This window comes from Cognatishimia coralii, from assembly GCF_037478305.1.
Taxonomy (GTDB): Bacteria; Pseudomonadota; Alphaproteobacteria; order Rhodobacterales; family Rhodobacteraceae; genus Cognatishimia; species Cognatishimia coralii.
The window spans coordinates 74,240-97,691 of record NZ_JBBGAZ010000010.1 but is presented as its reverse complement, the minus strand read 5'-3'; the positions used below and the strand labels follow the sequence as shown (position 1 = coordinate 97,691).

20 protein-coding genes are annotated in these 23,452 nt (G+C 57.3%); 5 read left to right on the top strand and 15 right to left on the bottom strand.

Features of this window, described 5'->3' with window-relative positions; genetic code table 11:
* Positions 1-100: 100 nt before the first annotated feature.
* The 3 genes from WG622_RS15400 to WG622_RS15390 form a co-directional block, all read right to left on the bottom strand.
* Positions 101-2,287 (bottom strand): esterase-like activity of phytase family protein, encoded by a 2,187-nt coding sequence (locus WG622_RS15400; protein ID WP_339404400.1) that lies wholly within the window; start codon positions 2,285-2,287, stop codon positions 101-103.
* Positions 2,288-2,380: 93 nt separating this feature from the next.
* Positions 2,381-3,370 (bottom strand): P1 family peptidase, encoded by a 990-nt coding sequence (locus WG622_RS15395; RefSeq protein WP_339404399.1) that lies wholly within the window; start codon positions 3,368-3,370, stop codon positions 2,381-2,383.
* Positions 3,371-3,400: 30 nt separating this feature from the next.
* Positions 3,401-4,183, bottom strand: coding sequence for an ion transporter (locus tag WG622_RS15390; RefSeq protein WP_339404398.1), 783 nt, complete (start codon positions 4,181-4,183; stop codon positions 3,401-3,403).
* 214 nt (positions 4,184-4,397) lie between these two features.
* Here WG622_RS15390 and WG622_RS15385 point away from each other — a divergent pair, with 214 nt between their 5' ends.
* Both WG622_RS15385 and WG622_RS15380 read left to right on the top strand, forming a co-directional pair.
* The gene (locus tag WG622_RS15385; protein WP_339404397.1) at positions 4,398-4,661 is read left to right on the top strand and encodes a hypothetical protein; all 264 of its coding nucleotides are present in this window, start codon (positions 4,398-4,400) and stop codon (positions 4,659-4,661) included.
* A gap of 11 nt (positions 4,662-4,672) precedes the next feature.
* Complete coding sequence (locus tag WG622_RS15380) at positions 4,673-5,317, top strand: DUF1523 family protein (protein WP_339404396.1); 645 nt, start codon at positions 4,673-4,675, stop codon at positions 5,315-5,317.
* Between the two features lie 15 nt (positions 5,318-5,332).
* Here the strand turns inward: WG622_RS15380 and WG622_RS15375 are convergent, their stop codons facing one another.
* The 10 genes from WG622_RS15375 to WG622_RS15330 form a co-directional block, all read right to left on the bottom strand.
* Positions 5,333-7,156, bottom strand: coding sequence for an autotransporter outer membrane beta-barrel domain-containing protein (locus tag WG622_RS15375; RefSeq protein WP_339404395.1), 1,824 nt, complete (start codon positions 7,154-7,156; stop codon positions 5,333-5,335).
* A gap of 452 nt (positions 7,157-7,608) precedes the next feature.
* On the bottom strand, positions 7,609-8,481 hold the full coding sequence (locus tag WG622_RS15370) for a dimethyl sulfoxide reductase anchor subunit family protein (protein WP_339404394.1): 873 nt from the start codon (positions 8,479-8,481) through the stop codon (positions 7,609-7,611).
* A complete protein-coding gene (locus WG622_RS15365) occupies positions 8,481-9,251 on the bottom strand; it encodes a 4Fe-4S dicluster domain-containing protein (protein WP_209357582.1) in 771 nt (256 codons plus the stop codon). The genes WG622_RS15370 and WG622_RS15365 overlap by 1 nt, the downstream gene beginning before the upstream one ends.
* Positions 9,248-12,046 (bottom strand): molybdopterin oxidoreductase family protein, encoded by a 2,799-nt coding sequence (locus tag WG622_RS15360; protein WP_339404393.1) that lies wholly within the window; start codon positions 12,044-12,046, stop codon positions 9,248-9,250. Before WG622_RS15360 ends, WG622_RS15365 begins: the two co-directional genes overlap by 4 nt.
* A gap of 77 nt (positions 12,047-12,123) precedes the next feature.
* A complete protein-coding gene (locus WG622_RS15355) occupies positions 12,124-12,597 on the bottom strand; it encodes a hypothetical protein (protein ID WP_339404392.1) in 474 nt (157 codons plus the stop codon).
* Positions 12,594-13,610 (bottom strand): phosphate acetyltransferase, encoded by a 1,017-nt coding sequence (gene pta, locus WG622_RS15350; protein WP_339404391.1) that lies wholly within the window; start codon positions 13,608-13,610, stop codon positions 12,594-12,596. Before pta ends, WG622_RS15355 begins: the two co-directional genes overlap by 4 nt.
* Positions 13,607-14,356 carry a sulfite exporter TauE/SafE family protein gene (locus tag WG622_RS15345; protein ID WP_339404390.1) on the bottom strand — a complete coding sequence of 250 codons (750 nt, stop codon included), beginning with the start codon at positions 14,354-14,356 and terminating at the stop codon, positions 13,607-13,609. Before WG622_RS15345 ends, pta begins: the two co-directional genes overlap by 4 nt.
* A 1-nt stretch (position 14,357) precedes the next feature.
* Entirely contained in the window at positions 14,358-16,133 is a 1,776-nt protein-coding gene (gene xsc / locus WG622_RS15340) for a sulfoacetaldehyde acetyltransferase (protein ID WP_339404389.1), read from the bottom strand.
* 103 nt (positions 16,134-16,236) lie between these two features.
* Complete coding sequence (gene pdxR, locus WG622_RS15335) at positions 16,237-17,697, bottom strand: MocR-like pyridoxine biosynthesis transcription factor PdxR (protein ID WP_339404388.1); 1,461 nt, start codon at positions 17,695-17,697, stop codon at positions 16,237-16,239.
* Between the two features lie 104 nt (positions 17,698-17,801).
* Complete coding sequence (locus tag WG622_RS15330; RefSeq protein ID WP_339404387.1) at positions 17,802-19,202, bottom strand: aminotransferase family protein; 1,401 nt, start codon at positions 19,200-19,202, stop codon at positions 17,802-17,804.
* Between the two features lie 400 nt (positions 19,203-19,602).
* Between WG622_RS15330 and WG622_RS15325 the strand changes: the two genes are divergently transcribed.
* From WG622_RS15325 to WG622_RS15315, 3 genes are all read left to right on the top strand, one after another.
* Positions 19,603-20,595, top strand: coding sequence for a taurine ABC transporter substrate-binding protein (locus WG622_RS15325; protein WP_339404386.1), 993 nt, complete (start codon positions 19,603-19,605; stop codon positions 20,593-20,595).
* Between the two features lie 100 nt (positions 20,596-20,695).
* The gene (locus tag WG622_RS15320) at positions 20,696-21,502 is read left to right on the top strand and encodes a taurine ABC transporter ATP-binding protein (RefSeq protein ID WP_209357573.1); all 807 of its coding nucleotides are present in this window, start codon (positions 20,696-20,698) and stop codon (positions 21,500-21,502) included.
* A 5-nt stretch (positions 21,503-21,507) separates the two neighbouring features.
* The gene (locus tag WG622_RS15315) at positions 21,508-22,809 is read left to right on the top strand and encodes an ABC transporter permease (protein ID WP_339404420.1); all 1,302 of its coding nucleotides are present in this window, start codon (positions 21,508-21,510) and stop codon (positions 22,807-22,809) included.
* Between the two features lie 74 nt (positions 22,810-22,883).
* Here the strand turns inward: WG622_RS15315 and hemP (WG622_RS15310) are convergent, their stop codons facing one another.
* Positions 22,884-23,042 (bottom strand): hemin uptake protein HemP, encoded by a 159-nt coding sequence (hemP, locus tag WG622_RS15310; protein ID WP_339404385.1) that lies wholly within the window; start codon positions 23,040-23,042, stop codon positions 22,884-22,886.
* Positions 23,043-23,236: 194 nt separating this feature from the next.
* Positions 23,237-23,395 (bottom strand): hemin uptake protein HemP, encoded by a 159-nt coding sequence (hemP, locus tag WG622_RS15305; RefSeq protein WP_209357570.1) that lies wholly within the window; start codon positions 23,393-23,395, stop codon positions 23,237-23,239.
* Positions 23,396-23,452 lie beyond the last annotated feature (57 nt).

The window sequence follows — 23,452 nt, the reverse complement described above, 5'->3', positions numbered from 1 at the left end:
CCCTTTCGAGAGCAGAATAGGCAGGCGGCATCTGACCACAAGCCCAATAAAAAACCGCGCGAAGGAGCTTCGCGCGGTTTCGTTGATTTAGATTGAAGTCTTAGAAATTGCGGCTCTCGATATTGCCAATGTTCATGAAGATCGTCTCGCCTGAGTGATCATCCACGCCGTCATTGTCGGTCGAGAAAATCGCAGTACCGTCTTCAAAGATCGCAAGACCCTCGACTTTGTCCAGAACATAGCCACCGGTCGAGGTCAGGTCCGGGATCAGGTCACGGACCAGCTCTTTTTTGACCACAGGCAGCGCACCGCCCAGAGGCGCTGGCACCATTTCGGACAGAGCCACGCGGTAGATCTTTTTGGTCACCGCGCGCGCGTCATGCTGGTTGTCGCGCTCGATGATGTAGACATAGTCGCCATGCGCTGTGATTTCCGACAGACCAACCCAACCTTTGGTAGGCTCGGCTTTTTCGTAGCGGACCGCGCCCCATTCTTTCGTCTTGAGGTTATAGGCCACCAGTTTCACATGGTTCTTGGGATCATCTTTCCACTCGCGCTGAACTGGCATCCAAAGGGTGTCGCCGACGCGGGTGATGCCTTCAAAGCCAAAGCGTTTCTCAACCGCCATCAATTCTGGAGGCAGCCCGATTTCGCCCTTGCGGTTCTTGATCACGCCCTCAGCAGAGACGTGATAGATCGCATGCGGGATCACACGCTCAGTGCGGCCTTCGGATGCAACATAAAAGCCGCCCTTGCCGTCCAGCGTGATGCCTTCCATGTCGATCTGTTGCGCTGGGTTGCCGTCTTGGCGGACAACGCGGATCGCATCGACGATGCGCGCCGGGGTCTGGTTGGTGTCGATCTTAAAGATCGTCGGCTGGAACAGATAGAAACTATCGTTAACCGCCCAGACGATCCCATCCTTATCAGCAACCATGCCGGAAATCGCGCCCCAGCCGGTCAGCTCACCCATACCCTCAGAGGTAAGGTGTGGGTAAACTGCAGGTGCTTCTTGCTGTTCAAAGATCATGACATGCGCGCGTGCGCCGCCGTCTTCGATCAGGTCTTTTTCGTTGGCAGAGACCAGCAGATTGCGGGATGGGATGGTCACATAGCCTTCTGGGCCAACGCCGGATGGCAGCAGTTGTTCCAGAACCGGCGCGGCAGGGTTCGTGACGTTATAGACGCCCACAACAGAGGCGCGCTCTGCGCCGACAAAGACGTAAGGCGTGCCGTTGAAGACGTCGAATGTCACGGACTCTGGCTCTACACCTTTAGAGTCGGAACGTTTGTCAGGGTAATGGCCGATCTGCACGATGGCGTGCTCAAAGTCGGTGCCGCTTTCGTAAACAACGGTGCCATTCTTGTTGAAGATGGTCCAACCGCGGGAACCGCCGTTGTAGTCACCTTCGTTGGCGGTTGCAAAGTGGTCGTCGTCGATCCAAGCCACCGCATCAGGCTCGCGCAGGCGGCCCATTTGAGATTCGGTGAAAGACAAGATCGCGCGTTCGTCTGTTGCGTCGATGTTTGTCAGGTCAACAGCACCGGCAGAGAAGTGGTTCACGATCTCGCCGTCTTTGGACACAACAACCATATGGTTGTTTTCCTGAAGGCTGATCACCGTCTCACCCAGTCCGTTGATGGACACATATTCCGGCTCTGGATCGCTCGGCGCGATGTCTGCGAGGCCACGCAGGTCCACCATTTTTAACGACGCGCAGTCCAGGCCACCTTTGGTTGTGTTGATCATCACCAGGTTGCCCGCAGGCAGCTGAGGGATGAGGCCGTCGTCCAGGTCTTCGTCGCGCTCGTTCTCGATGGCAACAGAGATGAACGCACCGTCTTTGGACTTCGCGATGGAGTCAGGCTGACCGCCCAGATCACAGGACGCCAGCTCCGCGCCGGTTGCCACGTCGATGGCTTTCAGCATGCCGGAGGGGGCGGTGTAGCTTTCGGACGTGTTCACGCCCACATAGGCGGTCGCACCGATCACAGCGACAGAGGTCGGCTCGCCTGGTAGAGCGATATTGCCAAGAGGCTGCGGGTTTGCTGGGTCGGTGATGTCGACACGGCCAAGCGCTTCGAGAGGGCTGTCGGTATAGACTAAGGTCATCCCGTCCGCCGTCACATCGATGATCTCGGGGCTGGTTTCGCGTTTAGTGTCTTCGCCCGCCGCCATGTTCAATGGCGTGGCAAAGCTTGCGATACGGTTAAAGTTCATTTCGGCGTGGGCCAGACCAGCGGTCAGGGCGACGGCCGATGTCAGGCAAAGGAAACGCGCAGACATCAATCCCTCCATTTTCAATATAGGTGGGGGCGGGATGACGGGTGGGTGTTAAGCCTATGTGACGTGAGCGCAGCGGTTTTGTGACAAAGAAGGTCAGCTTTGGGGAGAGGTCGAGCGGTAGCAGGCGAGCAAGTCGCCGTCGGACGGGGTGGCGGCATAAACGCCTCGGGCGATTGCGCGGGCAAGGCAGGTGGCTGCGGCATGACCTAGCAGGATTGGATCGGCCAGAGGGTCCTGGATCGGCTTCGCGTTTGTGGACACGCCGAAGACGAGGTCTCCGTCCATCGGGGTATGGGATGGGACAAGTGCGCGCGCCATTCCGTCGTGAGCGGCGGTCGCAAAGCGGGTGAGCTCTGCTTTTGTGAGGTCTGCATCCGTCGCGACAATGGCGATTGTGGTGTTCTGGTCAGACAGTTTGGTTTTGGGCCATGTGGTTTGACTATTGGCCGCGCAGCCGCGTCCGCCAAATTCCTCGCCGATTTCCCAAGGGGCTGCCCAGAAATGCTGACTGTCCGGTACGACCGCGTCCCCTAGCGCGTTGACAGCGACGAGCGCTCCGACGGTATGACCGGACGGAGTGAGGAGCGATGCCGAGCCAAGACCACCTTTGAACGAGGCGGTGGTCGCGCCGGTTCCAGCGCCTTGCGTGCCTAGGGCGAAGTCCCCTGATGCGCCTGCGAGGGCTGCTTGTCCCAAGTCATAGTAAGGCGAGCGGCTCCAGCCTTTGTCGCCGCCATTGAGCAGATCAAACAGGATCGCGGCTGGCACGATTGGCACGTTATGATCACCGACCAGAAACCCTCGACCATCTGCGCGGAGCTTGTCCGCAACGCCAGAAGCTGCGTCCAAACCAAAGGCGGAGCCGCCCGACAGCACCAAAGCATCGACTTTTTCGACGGTTTTATCCGGCGCAAGCAGGTCGGTTTCCCGCGTGCCCGGAGCACCTCCCATGACGTGGACGGCCGCGGTAAAGGAGGCATCGGCCGTCAGAACCGTGGTCCCTGACTTCACCCGTGCATCCTGTGCATTACCGACCTTTAGGCCTGCGACATCGGTAATCAGATTCTTGGGTCCGGTTTGCATGGTCTGGTCTCGCATTGCTTGAATGCGAAGCTAGCCCTGCTTTTTCATCCCGTCCAGTTGCGCTTGGATTTGATCCAGCCGCGCCATGACTTCTTTGCGGTAGTCGCCAGTCTGCTCATCCACATCGCTTTCATGCGCGTCCTGCATCGAGTTCACCATGAGGCCGACCAAAAGGTTCACCACGGCGAAGGTGGTCACCAGAATAAAGGGCACAAAGAACAGCCATGCAAAGGGGTAGACCTCCATCACAGGGCGCACGATGCCCATGGACCAGCTTTCCAGCGTCATGATCTGGAACAAGGAATAGCCAGAGCGACCAAGTGTGCCAAACCAGTCAGGGAAGGCGTCGCCAAAGAGGTTCGTGGCCATAACCGAGCCGATGTAGAAGACGATCCCCATCAAAAGGAACACCGATCCAATACCCGGCAGGGCCAAGACCAGCCCCTCGACCACGCGCCGCATCCGAGGGGCCGCAGAGACCACGCGCAACACGCGCAGCACGCGGGCTGCGCGTAAGACTGACACATTAGACGCACCGGGGATCAGCGAGGCGGCGACGATGACCAAGTCAAACATAGACCAGCCATTTGTGAAAAACGCCATGCGGCGGGCGTAGAATTTCAGCAAAAGCTCGGCGACAAAAATCGCGAGGCACGTGCGGTCAATTAATTTGATCAAGGTCCCGTATGAGTCGGTCATGGTGGCCGATGTCTCAAGCCCCAATGTGGCTGCATTCACCAAAATGACCGCAAGGATCGCATTTTGGAATCGGGTGCTGTCCACCAGACGCGCGATTTTCTCTCTTTGGGTCATGGGGCCTCCTGTGGGGCAAAGTGACTGCAAAACCTCGCGCGCTGGGTAGCAATCCGCACGGCTGGCCTTCAAGTAGAATTTGCACTTGAAGTGGCAAGCCCGCGAAAATCGCGCAAGGAATGGGAGGTGGGGAAAATCTGGCGGGGCTTCACCCTAGGGATTTCACGCCCGAGCCCCTATGTTATGGGGGAACGGGAATAAGGGGACTTTCTCAATGGCAGGTTTTGCTCGGCTTTTGATCATCGCCTTCGTGCTTTTGACGGTGCTGTATTTCGCGCTTTACTTCCATCTGCGCGCGAACCGGCGTGATCGGCTGTTGGTCGAGTATGAAAGCATGGGTGCCGAGGCGCAGGAAACCAAAGTCAGCCAAGAGTTACTCGCCTATGAAAGCCGCTTGCGGCGCGGCCTCATCCTTGGGGTTTACATCCTGCCGTTTGTGGCGATGGTGGCCACGATCTATTTCACCAATTTTCACTAAAGGAGCCCTCGATGGCGTGTGTTAAATGGGGCTTCTGGGGCACGTTCTGGCTCTTGGTTTTTGCGGTGTTTCACTACACGTTGCCGCAGAACGATATTGTGCGGATCGTGAATACGTATGAGGAACGCCAGGAGCTGAATGATTGGACGCGGATGTTCTGGTCCAGCCCTGACGCGCAATCGGCAGAGCTGACCAATCGTGATGTGCAATTCATTCAGGGTGTGAAACCTGATGGCGAAGCCATGGTCTATCGTAATGAGGACACGGGCTGGGGTTGGCCGTTCTATTTCAAATTCGACACGGCGAACCTTTATACCGAGGCCAATGACGCGATCTCGACCAAAGACGCGCCAGAATGGGTGGCTGTGCGCCATTATGGCTGGCGCAACGAGTTTCTGTCGATCTTTCCAAATGCCGTGCGTATTCGCGTGGTCGAGGGGCCAGATGTCAGTTTTATCCCATGGATGAACATCATCATCCTGACCATCTTTGCGGCGATCTTTTGGTCAATCCGCGTGCGTTGGGTTCGGTTCCGCCGTGCGCGGATTGATCCGGTGATCGAAGACGTCGGAGACAGCCTCGCGGATGCAGGCGATTCAATCGCCGAGAGCCGGGGGCGTTTGCGCGGATGGATTGATCGGATGCGCGGGAAATAATCCCGCGCAGCGCGTTTAGAAATCGCGACTGATTAGGAAATCTGCGCTGAGGTTCACGGTGCGATAGGTGGACAAGCCTGCCTCGCCGAAGCCCGTGAACATCCACGCATCCCCCAAAGGATATTCTACGCGACCCGACACAAAGGCGCGCGCTTCGATGCCGCTGTCGTGGTCGACAAAGCTGCCATTGGCCGCGCCGATAGTTACGCTGACTGGATCGCCCCAATATTTGCGGAACTGAACACCGGCTGACATGTCAAAGGGGATCGGGCTGTCGATTGTGGTCCAGCTGAGCTTCGGCGTCAGGCTCGCCACATGCGTGGTGCGTGCGCCAAAAGTGGCGTTGTTGGTCGCGCCAGTTTCCGTATAGCCATCGGTTTCCAAGGCAACGTAGCCGAGTTCCAAATCCATCATCAGACCCGGCTGCAGACGACGGGCGTAGCTAAGCGATGGCGCGACAAAGCTTTGGTCATAGGCTGCAGTCGCCGTTTCCCAGCCCCCGGCAATCGTGTTGTTCTGAATTTGGCGCAGTGCGTCATTGCTGGTGCGGCCAGCCGATAGGGACCAGTTCAGTTCAGCACCTTCCAGATCGAACGTGCCATAGAGGCCAGCAACCAGAGTTTCACTGTCGGTCTCAAAGCTATTTGCCAGCTTCGCACGTGCATCATTGACGCCAGCATAGAAGCCGAGGCTGTCTGAGAGCGCGAAGCCAGCCGTGATCTGGCCGCCGCGGGTGGTGAACCCTCCACTGTTGGAACTGCTCAGGCCTTGAGCAAAGTCGGTGGACAGTTGGATCCATGGCCCCGCGCGATTTGGCGTCAGGCCTTGAGTCGCCACATCGTTGCGCCCGGCACGGGATTGGCCTTGGGCCGTCGCGTGCAGATTTGAAGCGGTATTGGCCGCTTGGGACAGCCCGTTGAAATTCTGGTCCAGGTTTACGACGTAGATCGTGTTGCCGTCCTGAACGAACGCACCACGCGCGGCTGTGATCGTGGTCGGGTTGCCGCCGTCAGTGGTGAAAGCGCCGTTGAACCCCGCGCCGATGTTGAAGGTGGCATTTGCCCCATCAAAGCTGAGCAGGCCCTCAGTGCGGGATCCAAAGATCAGGTTCAGCGTGCTGTTGGCGCCATTCAGGTCATAGGAGTCCGATCCACCGACAACGACGCCATAGTTGGTCACGACAACTCCGGTACCATTGGTTTCTATGCCGTCTTGTGTCGCTGTTATTGTGCCGCGATTGACGATCACATCATTGTCGCCGTCAGTATCGATACCATCGTCGCCCGCGGTGACCGTGCCGGTGTTGGTCACGATTGCGCCGTCTCCGAACAGGTAGAAGCCATCAAATGTCGAGGTGATGGTGCCGTTGTTTGTGGCGCGTGTGTTGGCTCCGTTGACGGCGATACCGTCGGTGCCAGCATTCATCGTGCCATTGTTGATGACGGTTGTGTTTGCGCCATTCACGTTGACCGCGTCAAAATGCGAAGAGGTGATCGTGTTGTTGTTTATGATTGTGTTGTTGGTGCCCAGAAATGCTACGCCTGCAGTTGCGAAAGGTGTAATTGGCGGGAACACCGGAGGTACCGCGTTGATCGCCGACAAGATGCCGTTGTTGGTCAGCGTAAAGAAGTCGACTTCGTTGCTGACGGCCTCAAACTGGGTAACCTGAATAGAGCCGCTGGAGGTGATCGTCATCGTATCATGGTCGTCATAGCCAATGCCCGCGTTGGTTACGGTCTCGGCGGTGTTCACGACAAAATCCGCGGCAATCGCACCGGAGGCAATAGACGAGGTTACGAGAAGAGTGGCTAAAGTGTTGAACTTGCGACCCATGGTCATCCATTCACTCCATTGGCTTTTTACTGGCTAAAGAGTCGATCTATGGCGAGTTGCCGCTAAAGGTCTATGCAACGAAAGTTATATGCCAAGGGCTAGGGGGTGCTGCGATGCAAATGTGTCACAAATGTGGCGGTGATTGTTTCCAGTTTGGAAAAGGTCAATGATCTGAGCGCCTTGCGCTGAACGCATATCGGGCTTGCGGAATCGCATCTACCACGAGAGCTTCGGCCCGCGTATCACCCTGTCATCGAAACGACGCTCCCGAAAGGATGTCACCATGACCAAACTCGCTTCCGTTTTTGCCGCGACTTTTGCCAAGATCGCCGCCGTCGCGAAGTCTTCTGAGGCATGCGACCACTGGACGGATTACCTGCATACACCTGCTAAGTAAGCAGCGTAGTCTTTCCATCAAAAAAGCCCGCAAGATGTTGCGGGCTTTTTGATTTTGGGGGTTAGCGCATCCCGTAGTAGAGGCCGACGGTATGTTCCGCCTCTGCAAAGAACAGCCAACGCGACGTGGCGACGCCTGCGACATGGCTAAGCACTGCCAAAAGCGCAAAGATATGGCCGACGTGGATCGACAAGAGCAGGATCGGCAGGCCTGCCATCAAGATCAGAGAGATGATCCGCAGTTTCTGCGCATGTTTGCGGCCGACCACGTGGATGAATTCTTTCATAAGATAGTTCGGAGACGTGTGCGGATGCGCAACCGAGCGCACGGTGCCAAGGTTGCCAAGGCCTGTTGCGGTTTCCAGTGAGCTGCCACGATCGGCAAAGGCTTTGTCACCGCGCAGCCACCAGAGGATTTGCACCGCCGTAGTGACGAGCAGCAAAGTGATTGCGATCGACACGCGCCCGGTCAGCAAAGCGCCTCCTGTGAGCGCATAGGCAAGGTAAAGTACTGATGTTAGTGGTGTATTCCACCTAGGGATCGTCGCCAGTTGGCCGTAGATCATCGAGGTTGTGAACACGGTCAGCAAGCTGAGCGCAGCGCCGATCCATCCGAGTATGGGCACATGCGTCCCTAGGAAAATCAGCGCTGCCGCATAAAGGCCCATCACGCACAAGCCCGCGACCGCACACACGCCCTCTCGCGACAGCCAGCTGGTGCGCCATTGGGTAAAGGCTTTGAGTGCGCGTTCTGGATGGCCGAGGTGGAAGGTCGAGGAAATCAACCCTCCGACCGCCAAGGCATAGGCGATGAAGAAGAAGGCGAAAGCGACCCATCCTTGCGGAGGCGTCGCGTCAATACCAAGCCAAGCCAACATGCCAAAGCCGATGCCGGAGAGGGTTGTGAAGATAATGACTGAAGGAGCTGGATGCATCAGTTGGTCTCCTTATCGCCGGGCAGTTTCGAGAGTTGCTTGTCGAGCCACCCGAGGAAGCCGGTGGTTTCTTCGGCCACTGGTGCAAGGAAGGGAGCGAGCACGCTTTCCTCAGAATCCCATGTGTCCTTGGGGCGTGGTGGCAGGTATTTGTTGACCGGAGCGGTGTTTAGTTCCGGCATCAGATCCATGCCGCCACGCTCTGCGGTCAGCTTGGAGACATTGGACTCTGGGTCCGCGAAGTCTCCGAAGTGGCGCGCGCCAGCAGGGCAGGTGCGCACGCAGGCAGGGGTTCGGTCGACCTCTGGCAGGTTCTCGTTATAGATCCGGTCGACGCAGAGGGTGCATTTCTTCATGACCCCCTCGGCCTGATCAAGTTCCCGCGCGCCATAGGGGCAGGCCCATGCGCAAAGGCCGCACCCGATGCAGTCCTTTTCGTTGACCAGAACGATACCGTCCTCTTGCCGCTTATAGCTCGCGCCGGTTGGGCAGACGGTTACGCAGGGTGCGTTCTCGCAATGCAGACAGGATTTCGGGAAATGCACTGTCTTGGCGGTCTCGCCGGGGCTTGTGACCTCGTAGCTGTGCACGCGATTGAGGAAGGTGCCCATCGGTTCATCGCCATAGGGGTTCTGATCCGACAGCGGCGCGCCGTAGTTTTCAGTATTCCAGCCTTTGCAAGAGATCACACAGGCATGGCAGCCCACGCAGGTGTCCAGATCGATAACAAGGCCGAGTTTCTTTTCTGTGGATTGAGGAAGCGTTGTCATTTGCCCACCTTCCATTCAAGTGTGTCTGGCCCTTGTTCGACCGGAGATTTCAGTGGTTTCATAGCTGGTTGCGCCTCGGCAGGGGCATCGACCCGTTCGATTTTCACGCGCAGGTCAAACCACGCCGCTTGGCCTGTAATCGGGTCTGAATTGGCCCATCTGAGCCCGTCGCCTTTGGGCGGCAAAAGCTCGTGAATGAGGTGGTTCAAAAGGAAACCTTCGCGGGCTTCGGGTGCGTCCTCGGACAGGGCCCAAGCGCCTTTGCGTTTGCCGATGGCGTTCCAGGTCCAGACGGTGTTTTCATTCAGGGCGGCTTGCAGCGCCACAGGTACGGTGATTGATCCGTGGGTCGAGGTCACTCGCGCCCAGTCGCCCTCTTTGAAGCCATGCTCGTCCCAGAGTTTCTGCGGTACATAGAGCGGGTTTTTCCCATGTAGCTGACGCAGCCACGCGTTTTGCGTCCCCCAAGAGTGATACATCGCCATCGGGCGCTGGGTGAGCGCGTGGATGGGGTATTCCTTGGTGTCCACAGCCTGCTCCTCAAACGGTTCATACCAGATCGGCAGAGGGTCCATGACCTCTTTCAGGCGGTCGCGCAGGTGTTCTGGCGGAACGCGATCTCCGTGCCCTTCGGCGGCGCGTTGGAATTTGCGCATGGGCTCGGAATAGAGCTGGAACAAGTAGGGTTGTGGGCTGTCATAAAGGCCAAGGTCCACGGCCCAGTCCTGATAGGCAGTGTTCCACGGTTTGTAGTAGGCCGCCTCGCTAGGGACGTGGTGAATATGGAAGCCGCCGTTTTCGATATAGGCGTCCATTTGGTCAGGGTTCACCGCGCCGCGACCCGTTTTGTCACCGTCCTCGCCGCGCCAGCCAGACAAAGGTCCGATACCCGGCTTGCGCTCGTGATTGACGATATAGTCGGCGTAGTCTTTCCACTTGGGCGATCCGTCTTCTTTCATGAAGGCAGGCAGGCCGATGCGGGCACCGAGTTCGATCAGCACCGATTGGAACCCGCGCACTTCGCGATCCGGTTCGATCACCGGCCAGCGGATTGCATCGGCGGCCCCGTCGGCCTCGCAGATCGGACGATCCAGCAGAGAGATACAGTCGTGGCGTTCCAGATAGGTCGTATCGGGCAGGATCAGGTCGGCATAGGCGACCATCTCGGAGCTATAGGCATCAGAATAAATGATCCGCGGAATGCGGTAGCCGCCGCTGTCGTTGCGCGCAGTCAGCATCTCAATGACACCAGAGGTGTTCATCGAAGAGTTCCACGACATGTTGGCCATATACATAAACAGCGTGTCGATCGGATAAGGATCCTGCGCGTAGGCGTTTGAGATTACCATATGCATGAGGCCATGGGCGCTCATGGGGTTTTCCCAAGAGAAGGCTTTGTCGATACGTTGCGGGTTGCCGTCGCTATCAAGAAGCAGGTCTTCTGGACCGCGTGGGAAGCCAAGGTGCGGCCCTTCGAGCGCCTTGCCTGGGCGACGGTCGCCATGGGGCGTTGGATGCGCCTCAACAGGTTTTGGATAGGGTGGTTTGAACCGGAAGCCACCGGGCGTTTCGACTGTGCCCAGCAGGATTTGCAGGACGTGCAGCGCGCGGCAGGTTTGAAAGCCGTTGGAATGCGCCGAGATCCCGCGCATGGCGTGCATGGATACGGGGCGGCCAGTCATTTTCGAATGTGTGTTGCCGCGGAAATCGGTCCATTCGCGGTCAAGTTCGATGGCCTCGTCAAAGGCGACGCGCGCCAGTTCGGCGGCGATGGTTTTGATCTTCTTGGCCGAAACGCCTGTGGCCTCAGCCACAGCTTCGGGCGCGTATTTCGGGTCGAGGTATTTCTCGGCCATCAATGCCATGACTGTGCGGTGACCTTCATGCGTCGCGGAGAGGCTTGGCTGTACGTCTTTTTGATCAAAGGGGGTCAGCTTGCCCGTGACGCGATCCACGACCAGAGGCTTGCCGTCATCATCGCGCAGGAAGAGGCCAGTGTCTTTGTCGATCAGAACCGGCGCGTTGGTGAACTGTGCGAGATAGTCGAGGTCGATCTTGCCGGCCTTCATCAACTCATGCACAAGCGCCAGAATGAACAGGCCATCTGTGCCCGGCGTAATGCCAACCCACTCATCCGCCACCGCGTTGTAGCCATTGCGCACAGGGTTCACGCCGATCACCTTGGCGCCGCGCGCTTTGATCTTGCCGATGCCCATTTTGATCGGGTTGGAATCGTGGTCCTCGGCCACGCCAAACAGCATGAAGAGCTTTGTGTGGTCCCAATCGGGCTGCCCAAACTCCCAGAACGCCCCGCCCATCGTATAGATGCCGCCCGCCGCCATATTGACGGAACAGAACCCGCCATGGGCTGCGTAGTTTGGCGTGCCGAAATGCTGTGCCCAGAAGGAGGTGAAGCTTTGCGACTGATCGCGCCCAGTGAAGAACGCGAGCTTATGTGGTGCAGTTTCGTGCAATTCTGTGAGCCAGCCGACGGCTGTGCTCATGGCCTCTTCCCAGCTGATCTCTTGGTATTCGCCCGATCCACGGGGACCGACACGTTTCAGCGGCTTGCGCAGACGCGAGGGCGCGTTGACCTGCATGATCCCAGCAGAGCCTTTGGCGCAAAGAACCCCTTGGTTCACCGGGTGATCACGGTTGCCCTCGATATAGGCGACTTTGCCGTCCTTCATGTGCACGTTGATCCCGCAACGGCAGGCGCACATGTAGCATGTGGTCTTGCGGATCTCGTCCGAGACCTTGGGGGACGTGTCGATGTCAGGTTGCTTGAATGGCATCTGGCTTCCTCTCTTCTACACCTGCGCGAAGATCGCTGGGCGCAGTACGCTTGGGCGAAATCTGAGTGGTCGATTGATCATTTAGGTGCAGTCCCCATCATCAGGTCCAACAGCGCCTGACAGGTGCTGGAGGAGGATTTGTCTGTTCGGCGAAAGCCCATTGAATGGGCGCAAAATCGTCGATTTATGATGTGGGTGTGCGTTCTTGTAGCGTTCATTTCTGTAGGACAAAATCCCAAAACCGCATGAAGCGCCATAATTTTTTTCGCGGGATTGGACTCTAGGAGATTCTCAGTTCGCGCTTTGATCAAAGTCGAACGCAACTTTCCCGACATTGATGCAGCCGCCGAGACCAAATGAGGCCCTCGGTTCTCAGCAAACTTGCGAAATTGATGCACAATTGATCCGCTTTTGTTCGACTTGTGGGTCGCAGTGAGTTTGAGAATTTTTTTGAGGTCGTCAGATGTCCTTGGGCCGTGCTTGAGAAAATGGCGCGAGGTTTCCATCAACCCTGCCGAATCAAACCCAAAACTCTGGCTCGCGACACTCATGAAGTTTGCGATCTTAAGGACTGCAGAACCGTGACCGCGATAATCTGCACGATGTCCTCGGCGGAACACCCACGTGATAGGTCATTGGCGGGTTTCGCAAGGCCTTGAAGGATGGGGCCAATGGCCGTGTAGCCCCCAACGCGTTCCGTGATTTTATAAGCAATATTGCCCGCATTCAGAGACGGGAAAATCATCACATTCGCGCGGCCTGCCGCCGGTGAGTCTGGTGCTTTGCGCGCGCCGGTTTCGGCCACAAAGGCGGCGTCGAATTGAAGCTCTCCGTCGACCACAAGATCAGGGTGGGACGCGCGCAGCATCTCTGTGGCTTCGGTGACCTTGTCGACCTTGGCATGATGTGCACTGCCGGTCGTCGAGAATGAAAGCATCGCGACAATTGGTGTTTCCCCAAGCAAGGCGTCTGCCGATTGGGCCGCGCTGGCTGCGATGGCCGCGAGTTCCGGCGCGGTTGGGTCCACGACGAAGCCGCAATCCGCATAAAGCATGGCGCGTTGGCCGTCTTGCGCGTCCTTCGGCGGAAGCATCAAGAAGAAAGAAGACACAAGCTCGGCGTCTTCGGCCTTGCCGATCACTTGCAGCGCTGGGCGGATAACGTCGGCTGTCGCAGTAATCGCGCCGCCGACTGTACCGTCCGCCAGTCCCATGTGCACGAGAGCAGCCGCAAAGATCAGAGGGTCCTGAGCCTTGGCAGCCGCGCCTTCTTGGCTCATGCCCTTGTGTTTGCGTTTCTCAAAGACGGCGTTGGCGACGGCCTCTGTGAGGGACGAGGTTTTCGGGTCCTCAATCTCTATCCGCTCAGAGGGCGCGGCACCCAATTTGCCTAGTTCCGCGAGAATTTCGCCGGTGTCGCCGACCAGGATGATGTCAGCGAGCCCCAGATCGACCGCCTGTAGTGTAGCGGCGACCGTCCGGGGCTCTGCCCCCTCGCTCAGGGCAATCTTTGCACGCGTTTTCGGCGCAAGAGATTGAAGCTGTTGAACAGGCGTGAGTGTCATAGAACCAACCTCGCAATATTGGCGAGGGCAAGGAGCGTCATCAGAACAATGATGCCCTGCCGGAATCTACTTTGCGGGATGCGTTCGAAGTAGAGACTGCCGACCCAGACACCTGCGCCGATAATCGGCAGCGCGAAGAGAATACCGACACCAAGATCAGGCCCAACAAGCCCATTCATCGCCATCACCGGCAGGGCCATCATGTCGATGCCGGTCAGAAATACGATCATCGTCGCGCGAAACACAGCGGGCGGGATGGGTTGTGCGGCCAAGAAACCTGCAATCGGCAAGCCCCCGACGCCCGCGCTGTTTGCTGTGCCCGAGACCATCCCCGCAAGGACATGACCACCATCGCCGACAGGCCGTTTGATCTGCCACCCGCTGAACAACAGCGCACAAAGACAAAGGATCAGGCCCGAGATCACCAGCCGCGCCATCGCATCATCCAGTCGCGCCATGATGTAGATCGCAGGCACCGTCGCTAAGCCTGCGCCGATCAACATCGTGATCGCGGGTCGCCAGGCGATATGGGGGCCGATGCCTCTGGCTTGGAAAATGGTCATCAGGATCTCGCAGGAAAACACAACAGGGATAAGCCTCAGTGGATTGGTCACGAGGGCTGCGAACAGTACAAAAATCGCGGAAAAGCCGAACCCAGACAGTCCGCGAATGACAGCCGCCCCAAAGAGGGCGGCTGCGAGGAAAAGCGCCTCGCCACTTGAAAAGCCAAATGGCAAGGCGAGCAAATCAGACCTCTTGCGGCTGCATGTCGGCCTTGTCGATGCCGGCCACGCGCACAGGGTTTTTCATCGCGTCGCGGCGGAAAGGCTCGCCCAGCTCTTGGTTGATCATGGCTTCGATCAGAGTGGTTACGCCGTTCTTCTGGTCTTCGATCGCGGTGTTCAGCGCGTCGGTGAGCTCTTCCATCGTGCGCGCGACGACGCCTTTCAGGCCACATGCCTGCGCGATGCCGGCATAGGACACTTGGGTGTCCAGCTCGGTGCCGACGAAGTTGTCGTCAAACCACAGGGTGGAGTTCCGCTTTTCCGCACCCCACTGGTAGTTGCGGAAGACGATCTGCGTGATCGCAGGCCACTCGCCTCGGCCGATGGCTGTCAGTTCGTTCACCGCAATGCCAAATGCGCCGTCGCCCGCAAAGCCCACAACCGGCACATCAGGCTGTCCGATTTTTGCACCAACGATGGCAGGCAGGCCGTAGCCACAAGGACCAAAGAGGCCCGGTGCGAGGTACTTGCGGCCTTCTTCAAAGGACGGATAGGCGTTGCCGATGGCGCAGTTGTTGCCGATGTCAGACGAAATGATCGCCTCTTTCGGCAGTGCAGACTGGATCGCGCGCCACGCCATACGTGGGCTCATCCAGTCAGGCTTGTCCGCACGTGCGCGTTGGTTCCAAGTGGTGCCCGGATCGTCGTCTTCGTGGTCCATGGAGGACAGCTGCTGAGCCCAGCGGGATTTCTTTTCCGCGATCTTGGCTTTGCGATCTGCGCGGCCTTCGTCGCCTGCGGTGCCGGACAGTTGGCCAAGGATGCCGGTTGCCACTTTGGCCGCATCGCCGACGATGCCAACGCTGACTTTCTTGGTCAGGCCAATGCGGTCAGGGTTGATGTCGACCTGAATGATCTTCGCATCCGCAGGCCAGTACTCCATGCCATAGCCTGGCAGGGTCGAGAACGGGTTCAGACGAGTACCTAGCGCCAAAACAACGTCGGCCTCTTTGATCAATTCCATGCCCGCTTTGGAGCCGTTGTAGCCCAGAGGACCGGCGAACAGCGGGTGGTTGCCCGGGAAGGCGTCATTGTGCTGATAGCCCACGCAAACCGGCGCATCGAGGCGTTCGGCCAATGCCATAGAGGCCGCGATGCCGCCTTTGGACAGAACAACGCCCGCACCGTTCAGGATCACTGGGTTCTTCGCGTCCGACAGCAGCGCCGCCGCCGCCGCGACGGAGTTTTCGCCGCCAGAGGACATCTCGAACTCAATCGGATCAGGGATGTCGATGTCGATCACTTGGGTCCACATGTCGCGTGGGATGTTCAATTGCGCCGGCGCTGAGAAACGTTTCGCCTGCGCGATGACGCGGGTCAGGACTTCGGCGACGCGTGTCGGGTCGCGAACCTCTTCCTGATAGGCGACCATGTCTTCAAACAGTTTCATCTGTTCGACTTCCTGGAAACCACCCTGACCGATGGTCTTGTTCGCCGCCTGAGGGGTGACCAGCAGAAGGGGCGTGTGGTTCCAGTAGGCCGTCTTAACAGCGGTCACAAAGTTTGTGATGCCCGGACCGTTCTGAGCGATCATCATCGACATTTTGCCGGTCGCGCGGGTGTAGCCGTCAGACATCATGCCCGCAGAGCCTTCGTGTGCGCAGTCCCAGAAGGTAATGCCCGCGGCAGGGAAGATGTCTGAAATTGGCATCATGGCGGAACCGATAATGCCGAATGCATGTTCGATACCGTGGCGTTGCAGAACCTTAACAAAGGCTTCTTCGGTGGTCATTTTCATGAGGTGCGCTCCGTGGCAGGCGTGAATTCATCTGCAACAGAATATGCGGCTCGGCGCGCTGGCGCGTAGGGCCAGAATGATGCGCCGATAAGTCCAGAGGGCTCTAACCCTCTTTCAGAGCCTGAGCAATCAGCTCGATCCCTTCCGGGATTCGGGTGGTATTGATCGAGGAATAGGCCAGTCGGAAATATTCGCGCGGGCGGGTGCGCCCGTGAAAGAAGGGGCGACCTGGTTCGATCAGAACGCTTTTCTCGATTAGCTTGGCCGCGAGGGCTTCGGTGTCGGTGCCGCGCGGGGCTTGCATCCAAAAGGACGAGCCTCCGTGGGTTTCATGGCTGGCGATCTGCAGGCCGAAATTCGCGATGGCCGTTTGCATCACATCGCGACGTTTGGCGAATTCATTTCGCGTGCGGCGGATCAAAGCGTCATAGTGACCAAGACCTAGGAAATAGGCCGCCGTGCGCATCGTATGGCCCGGCGGGTGGCGCAAAACAAGCGAGCGCAAGGCGCGGGCCTCGCGAATAAAGCTTTCAGAACCAACGAGATAGCCGAGGCGTAGGCCGGGGAAGACAGATTTGGAAAAGCTGCCAACATAGATCACGCGCCCATCTTCATCGAGCGACTTAAGCGAAGGCGACGGCGACTTGAGGAAGGACATTTCGAACTCGTAGTCGTCCTCAACGATCAGTGCGTCGATGTCACGGGCACGTTCCAGCAATGCCTCGCGGCGGGCCATTGGCATGGTCGCTGTGGTCGGGCATTGGTGGCTGGGCGTGGTAAAGATCACGTCGGAATGCGGCGGGATCGTATCGGGCGGCAGGCCGTCCTGATCAACGGGCAGTGGTACCACATGACAGCGTGATTGACTGAGAATATCGCGTAGCGCTGGATAGCAGGGATCTTCGATCACGGCCGTGCGGCGCTGGGTCAGAAGAACCTGGGCCGTCAGCCAAAGAGCGTTCTGCGCGCCGAGCGTGATGAGTACGTTTTCAGGCCGCGCAAGGATGCCACGGCGCGTCAAAGAATGGCGCAGAATGAACTCGACCAGACGCTCGTCGTCGTGTTCATAGTAGTCAGACGTCAGTGCAAAAAAGTCTTTCTGACCAAGTGCTTGAAGGGCGCACAATCGCCAGTTTGCGTGGTCAAAAATCGAGGGGTCTGACTGGCCGTAGATGAAATTATACTTATACTTCGCCCAGTTCTGCGGCTTGCTCAGGGCATTGCCACCGGTATAGCGGCTGCCGATGGCGCGTGACCAATCCACCACGTCTTCGGTCTGGCGCAGCGTGTTGAAAGACGGCGGTTCAGGCGCGTTCTCGGACACAAAATACCCCGACCGACCACGCGACGTGAGATAGTCATTCGCCAAGAGTTCCGTATAGGCCAGCGTCACCGTGATGCGGCTGATGCCCAGATGCGTTGCCAGTTTGCGTGTAGAAGGTAATTTCTCGCCCTGCCGAAAGCGCCCCGACAGAATCGCTTCGGCGATGATCTGCTGGATCTGCGATTGCAGAGTGCCTTGGAAATGGGGGTTCAGAAAGAACGTGTCGACTGAGATTGCCATGGTGCCACGTTAAACTGGACCTAGAGGGGGATCAATCTGGTCTGCCGCGATTCTCAATTCAAATCGGGCGAATGGGCCGCGCCGTAGTGGCGCAGCCCGATTTTTCAGCCAAAGACGCGAGTCAGGGCCACATCTACGGCCTCTGTGATCTTGTCGATGTCGTCCGCTGTCGCGATCAGCGCTGGGCTGAAGCACAGCGTGTTGTTGCGGCCCGGAACCGAGCGGTTGGTCGCGCCGATGATCACACCCTGCGCACCGCATTCGGCGATGACCGCCTGAACTTTGGCCTCAGGCGCGGGCTCTTTGGTGTCTCGGTCGCTGACCAGTTCGGCCCCCATAAAGAGACCCTTGCCACGCACGTCGCCAATCACAGCGTGTTTCTCCATCAGCGCTTCAAGGTTACCGCGCAAGCGTGCGCCCATGTTGGTGCAGTTTTCCAGCAGGCCTTCGTCTTCGATAATACGCATGTTCTCGAGCGCCGCCGCAGGACCGGCAGTACAGCCACCAAAGGTCGAGATATCGCGGAAATAGTTCATCGGATCGCTGGCGTCGTCCTTGAACATGTTGAAGACCTCTTCGGTGGTGACCATCACCGCAATCGCCGCATAACCAGAGGCCACACCTTTCGCCATCGTCACGAAATCCGGCTTGATGCCATAGTGCTGATAGCCAAACCATTCGGTGCCAGTCCGTCCAATGCCGCAGACCACTTCGTCGATGTGAAGCAACACGTCATACTGTTTGCAGATCTCTTGAACGCGCGGCCAATAGCCTTCTGGCGCCTCGATCACGCCACCACCTGCGGTGACGGGCTCTAGGCAAAGCGCGCCGACGGTGTCAGGGCCCTCTTGCAGGATCACCTCTTCAATGAGGTTTGCCATCGCGATGCCGAGTTCTTCACCCTCGAGATGCTCCATCCCATGTTCGTGCTTGCGGTATTCCATGCAGTGCGGAACTTTGATGAAGTCCGGCGCGAAGGGGCCGTATTGCATGTTGCGCTCTTGCTGACCGCCCGCGGACATCGTTGCCAAGGTCGAACCGTGGTAGTCGCGGTCGCGATAGAGGATCTTGGTTTTCTTGCCACCGTATTTCTTGTGCGCGATCTGGCGCACCATTTTAAAGGCCTTCTCATTGGCCTCAGAGCCCGAGTTCACATAGTAAACGCGGCTCATACCTGGCATTTTCTCGATGAGTTTTTCGGCGAATAGAGCACCTGGAACGGACCCAGCCGCCTGCGCGAAATAGCACATCTTCAAGATCTGATCATGCACGGCCTTTGCGATGGATTCACGGCCATAGCCAACGTTTACAGTCCAGACGCCGCCGGACACAGCATCCAGCCATTCCTTGCCGTTCTGATCCCAGACGCGCATGCCTTTGCCTTCGACAATAATGCGCGGGTCGTTCTCTTCGAGCACCTTGTGTTGGAACAGGTGGTGCCAGACATTGGCCTTATCTGCCGCGATGACTCGGGACAGGTCGTTGTCGAGGTGATTGCCATCCATCGCAGGCTCTCCTTATTGTTTCTAAAGCGTTTTCACGAGATTCTGAGCGAGAACAGACTCGCCCCGTTCTGGCGCATCCTCGCTCCGATCTTGGGCATTCGAATAGGTCCAGATCCATCTCTGATTAAGTCCAAAATTAAGGTCTTCGTCAGTCGCGTCAATGGGATGCACTTTCTAACATCATGAAATCGTGTGATTTTGCGTATCATATCGCTAATTTACCAATTGGTCAAAAAAAGAATTACCCTGTAAACGGTTTCATTTTTTATTTGCCAGAATGGAAAAAATGCCGTCGGATCAAGGGGCAGCAGGGGAACCTGCGCACTTAATAGACAGCGAAAAGCTGCGACCCAAACCAAGCCGCGTGTTTTTGCGGCATCGTATCAACGGGAGCTAAACTATGAAATTCAAGACAACTTTCGCCGCATTGGCCGCCACGACTTCGATCCTGGCAGGGGCTCAAGCGGCGCAGGCTGATGATATCACCGTCGCATACTTCCTCGAGTGGCCAATGCCATTCCAGTACGCGAAAGAAACTGGCATGTATGAAGAGGCCCTGGGCGTCAACATCAACTGGGTCAGCTTTGACACCGGTACCGCGATGAGCGCAGCGATGGCATCTGGCGACGTACAGATCTCTGTCAGCCAAGGTATTCCACCGTTTGTGGTTGCGACCTCTGCGGGTCAGGACCTTCAGGTTCTGGATGTGGCCGTCTCCTATGCGGACAATGACAACTGCGTTGTGCGTGCGGATCTGGAAATCGACAAAGATTCCGCAGGCGAACTGGCCGGCAAGAAAGTCGCTGTTCCTCTGGGCACCGCGGCGCACTACGGCTTCCTGAAGCAGATGGAGCACTTCGGTGTTGATCTGGCGAGCCTGGAAATCGTTGACATGGCGCCAGCCGAGGGCGAAGCGGCCCTGAGCCAAGGCGCCGTGGACATGTCCTGTGGCTGGGGCGGCGCGCTGCGTCGTATGCTAAACTCTGGCAACGTGCTGCTGACCGGTGCCGAGAAAACCGAGCTGGGCATTCTAGTGTTTGACGCGACAACCGCGCCAACCTCCTATGTTGCGGAAAACAGCGACCAAGCGGCGGCCTTCCTGGGTGTGACTGCAGCGGCAAACGCGATGTGGGCGGATGAAGCCAACCGCGCGAAAATGCTGCCAGTCATCGCGAAAGACGCGGGTATGAGCGAAGCGGACACCGCGGCGACTCTGTCGACCTTTGTCTTCCCAACAGTTGACGAGCAGCTGTCCGGCGCATGGCTCGGTGGCAATGCACAGACCTTCATGAAGGGTGTTGCAGACGTCTTCGTGAACGCGGGCTCCATCGATGCGTCCAAAGCGTCTTATGCGGACAACGTGAACGCAGATCCGCTCGCGGCGTCTCAGTAAGAGTATTGAGAGAGGGCGCTAACCGAGTTTAGCGCCCTTTTTTCAACGTTATCGCGCACGTTAAACGTGTGCGACCCATCTTTGTAAGAAGGGGATCCAGGTGTCTGGACTTTTCATAGACAACATTTCAATGCGCTTTGATTTGCCCAGCGGCGGTCATGTTCAGGCGCTGCAGAATGTCTCGTTGGATATTAAATCCGGCGAACTCATGAGTGTGCTCGGGCCGTCGGGCTGTGGTAAAACAACTCTCTTGAACATCGTAGCCGGGTTTTTGGCTCCGACAGAGGGTCAAATTAAACTCAACGACAAGCTGGTGACGGGACCAAGCCCTGAACGTGGCATGGTATTCCAGCAGGGCGCGTTGTTTGAATGGATGAATGTGCGTGACAACGTCTCGTTCGGGCCTGACATGAAGGGCGTCAGCCGAGCAGAAAGCAAAGAGAAGGTGGAACACCTGCTCGAAGTTGTCGGGCTGCAGGATTTTAAAGAGAAAGCGATCTATGAGCTTTCCGGCGGGATGCAGCAGCGTGTGGCCTTGGCCCGCTGTTTGGCGAATGACCCCGACGTGATCCTGATGGATGAACCGCTGGGCGCGCTGGATGCGCTGACGCGTGAAAAGATGCAGAGCCTCGTTTTGGATCTGTGGAAAGACACCGGCAAGACGATCATTCTGATCACCCACTCTGTTGAAGAAGCGCTGCTGTTGGGCGAGCGCCTCTTGGTGATGGCGCCACGTCCGGGGCGTGTTCACAAAGAATACCGCCTGCCATTTGCTGACCTCGGCGTCGGCAATGACCTGCGCGAAGTTAAGAAACACAAGGATTACGCGGGCACCCGCGAGGAAATCCTGGAAATGATCTGGAACATGGAAGAAGAAATCATGGGCCGGGCGGAGGAAAACGCATGACCGGTTTGCTTGTTCTCGGCCTTTATGTGGCCGCGTTCTTCGGGACGTATCTTGTCTCCTCGCGCCTGTTGAAAAGCTTCTTTGAGCGTGAAGGGTTCAACTCGCTTAAGACGGTGACCTTTGGCGACGAAAGCGCGGTCAAAGCCAACCGTGTGGCTTCCGTGATCTCTGTGATTACGGTTTTCTGGCTCTGGGTGGCCTTCACCAACTCGGTGATTCCTTTGCCGAAACTGCCGGGTCCGTTTAGCGGCGATGTGACCTTTACCTACACTGCGCAGCTTGAGGACGGCACCACAGACGATGCCGAAGTCACCATGCGTGTCTATCGCGAAGACATCCAGCAAACGGTGGATGCCGACGGCAATCCGGGCCAAGAGCCTGAGCCTGCTGCGGTTGAACCAGGCGACGGGTTTGCGAAAAACGATTCCCTGACCGTGGCGCGCTATGGCTTCAAGGTGATCAACGTTTGGAAAAACGATGAGGTGTCCAAGAAAGAGGGCTCAACTGTCGTTGCGTTGAACGGTATTCCGGTTGGTCCGGGCGAGGCCGTCGAGATCCCTGAGGGCACGATTTCCTTGACCGACAAAGGCACGCCGACCTTTGCGCCGGCCACTGGTCTGCGCATGGCGCGGCTCTATCTGCCAGCGCCCGAGATCGTGCTCAGCCGCTTTATCTGGCTGAACCAAGAGGGCTATCAGGGCTATACGCTGCTTGAACATACACGCTTTTCGCTACAACGTGTTCTGCTTGGCTTCCTCTTTGGGGCCTTGGTCGGCATCCCAATCGGCTACGCCATGGGCCTGACCAGCTGGTCACGTGGATGGTTTGATCCGATCGTCGAATTCATGCGTCCTATTCCTCCACTCGCTTTGATCCCGCTGATCATTATTTGGTTCGGGATCGGAGAGCTCGGCAAGGTGGTTCTCCTCTTCCTTGCCGCGCTCTGGATTATGATCATCGCGGCCCGATCCGGCGTGTCCGGCGTGGCGATTTCCAAGGTCCATGCGGCCTATTCGCTGGGGGCGTCCAAATGGCAGATCCTCAGCCGCGTGATCGTGCCCAATTCGCTACCGGACATCTTCACCGGCGCGCGGGTTGCGATGGGGGTCTGTTGGGGCACGGTTGTTGCGGCCGAACTGGTTGCGGCGAACGTTGGCCTTGGCAAGATGATCGTGACCGCGTCCAAGTTCCAGCAGACCGACATCATTATCGTTGGGATCATCGTGATCGGGATCATTGGCTTCATGATCGAGGTCGGGATGCGCGCTTTGGAAAACTGGCTGATCCCGTGGAAGGGCAAAGTCTAAGTCAAAGCCCTAAAAAAACGAAGAAAGGCGCCAGGGGAAGGAGGGCGCCTTTTTTGCGTGCTGGTTCAGAGTGCTCATTTAGTCAGAATGAGTTTGCCTGCACGTGTTATGCGAAGCGTGTAGAGTTTGTCGTCCAACATGATCCGCGCTTCGCTGCCCCGCCCGAGAAGGGCTTTTGCGCTATAATAGGGGATGCTCGTAGGTTTCGGCGGGACAGGATCTTGTACTGACATGCGTTTCTTTTCTTTAATCGGTTATGAAATTACATAAATACCACCATAGCGCGAGTCAACTTTTGCGCGAGCAATTTCATAAATGTTTTAAATACTATTTAGAGATGCTAAATTTTCGGTCAAATCGAGCACGAGAAGAAAGCAGGCGCTGAAAAAATCAGCGCCTTAATAGCATGGTTCGGGAATGTTTGCGCCTATTTAGTCAGGATGAGCTTCCCAGCGCGCGTGATGCGAAGAGTATAAATCTGATCGTTCAGAACGATGCGCGCCAATCCATTTTCCCCAGTCAATAGATCTGCACTATGGATCGGAGTCGTATCGGCTGCGGTCGAGATTTGGGTTTGCAAAGTCATGTCGAGCTTCCTGTCTGAAGGTTATGCTCTAATTCTGACTAATTTAATCGGCAAAGT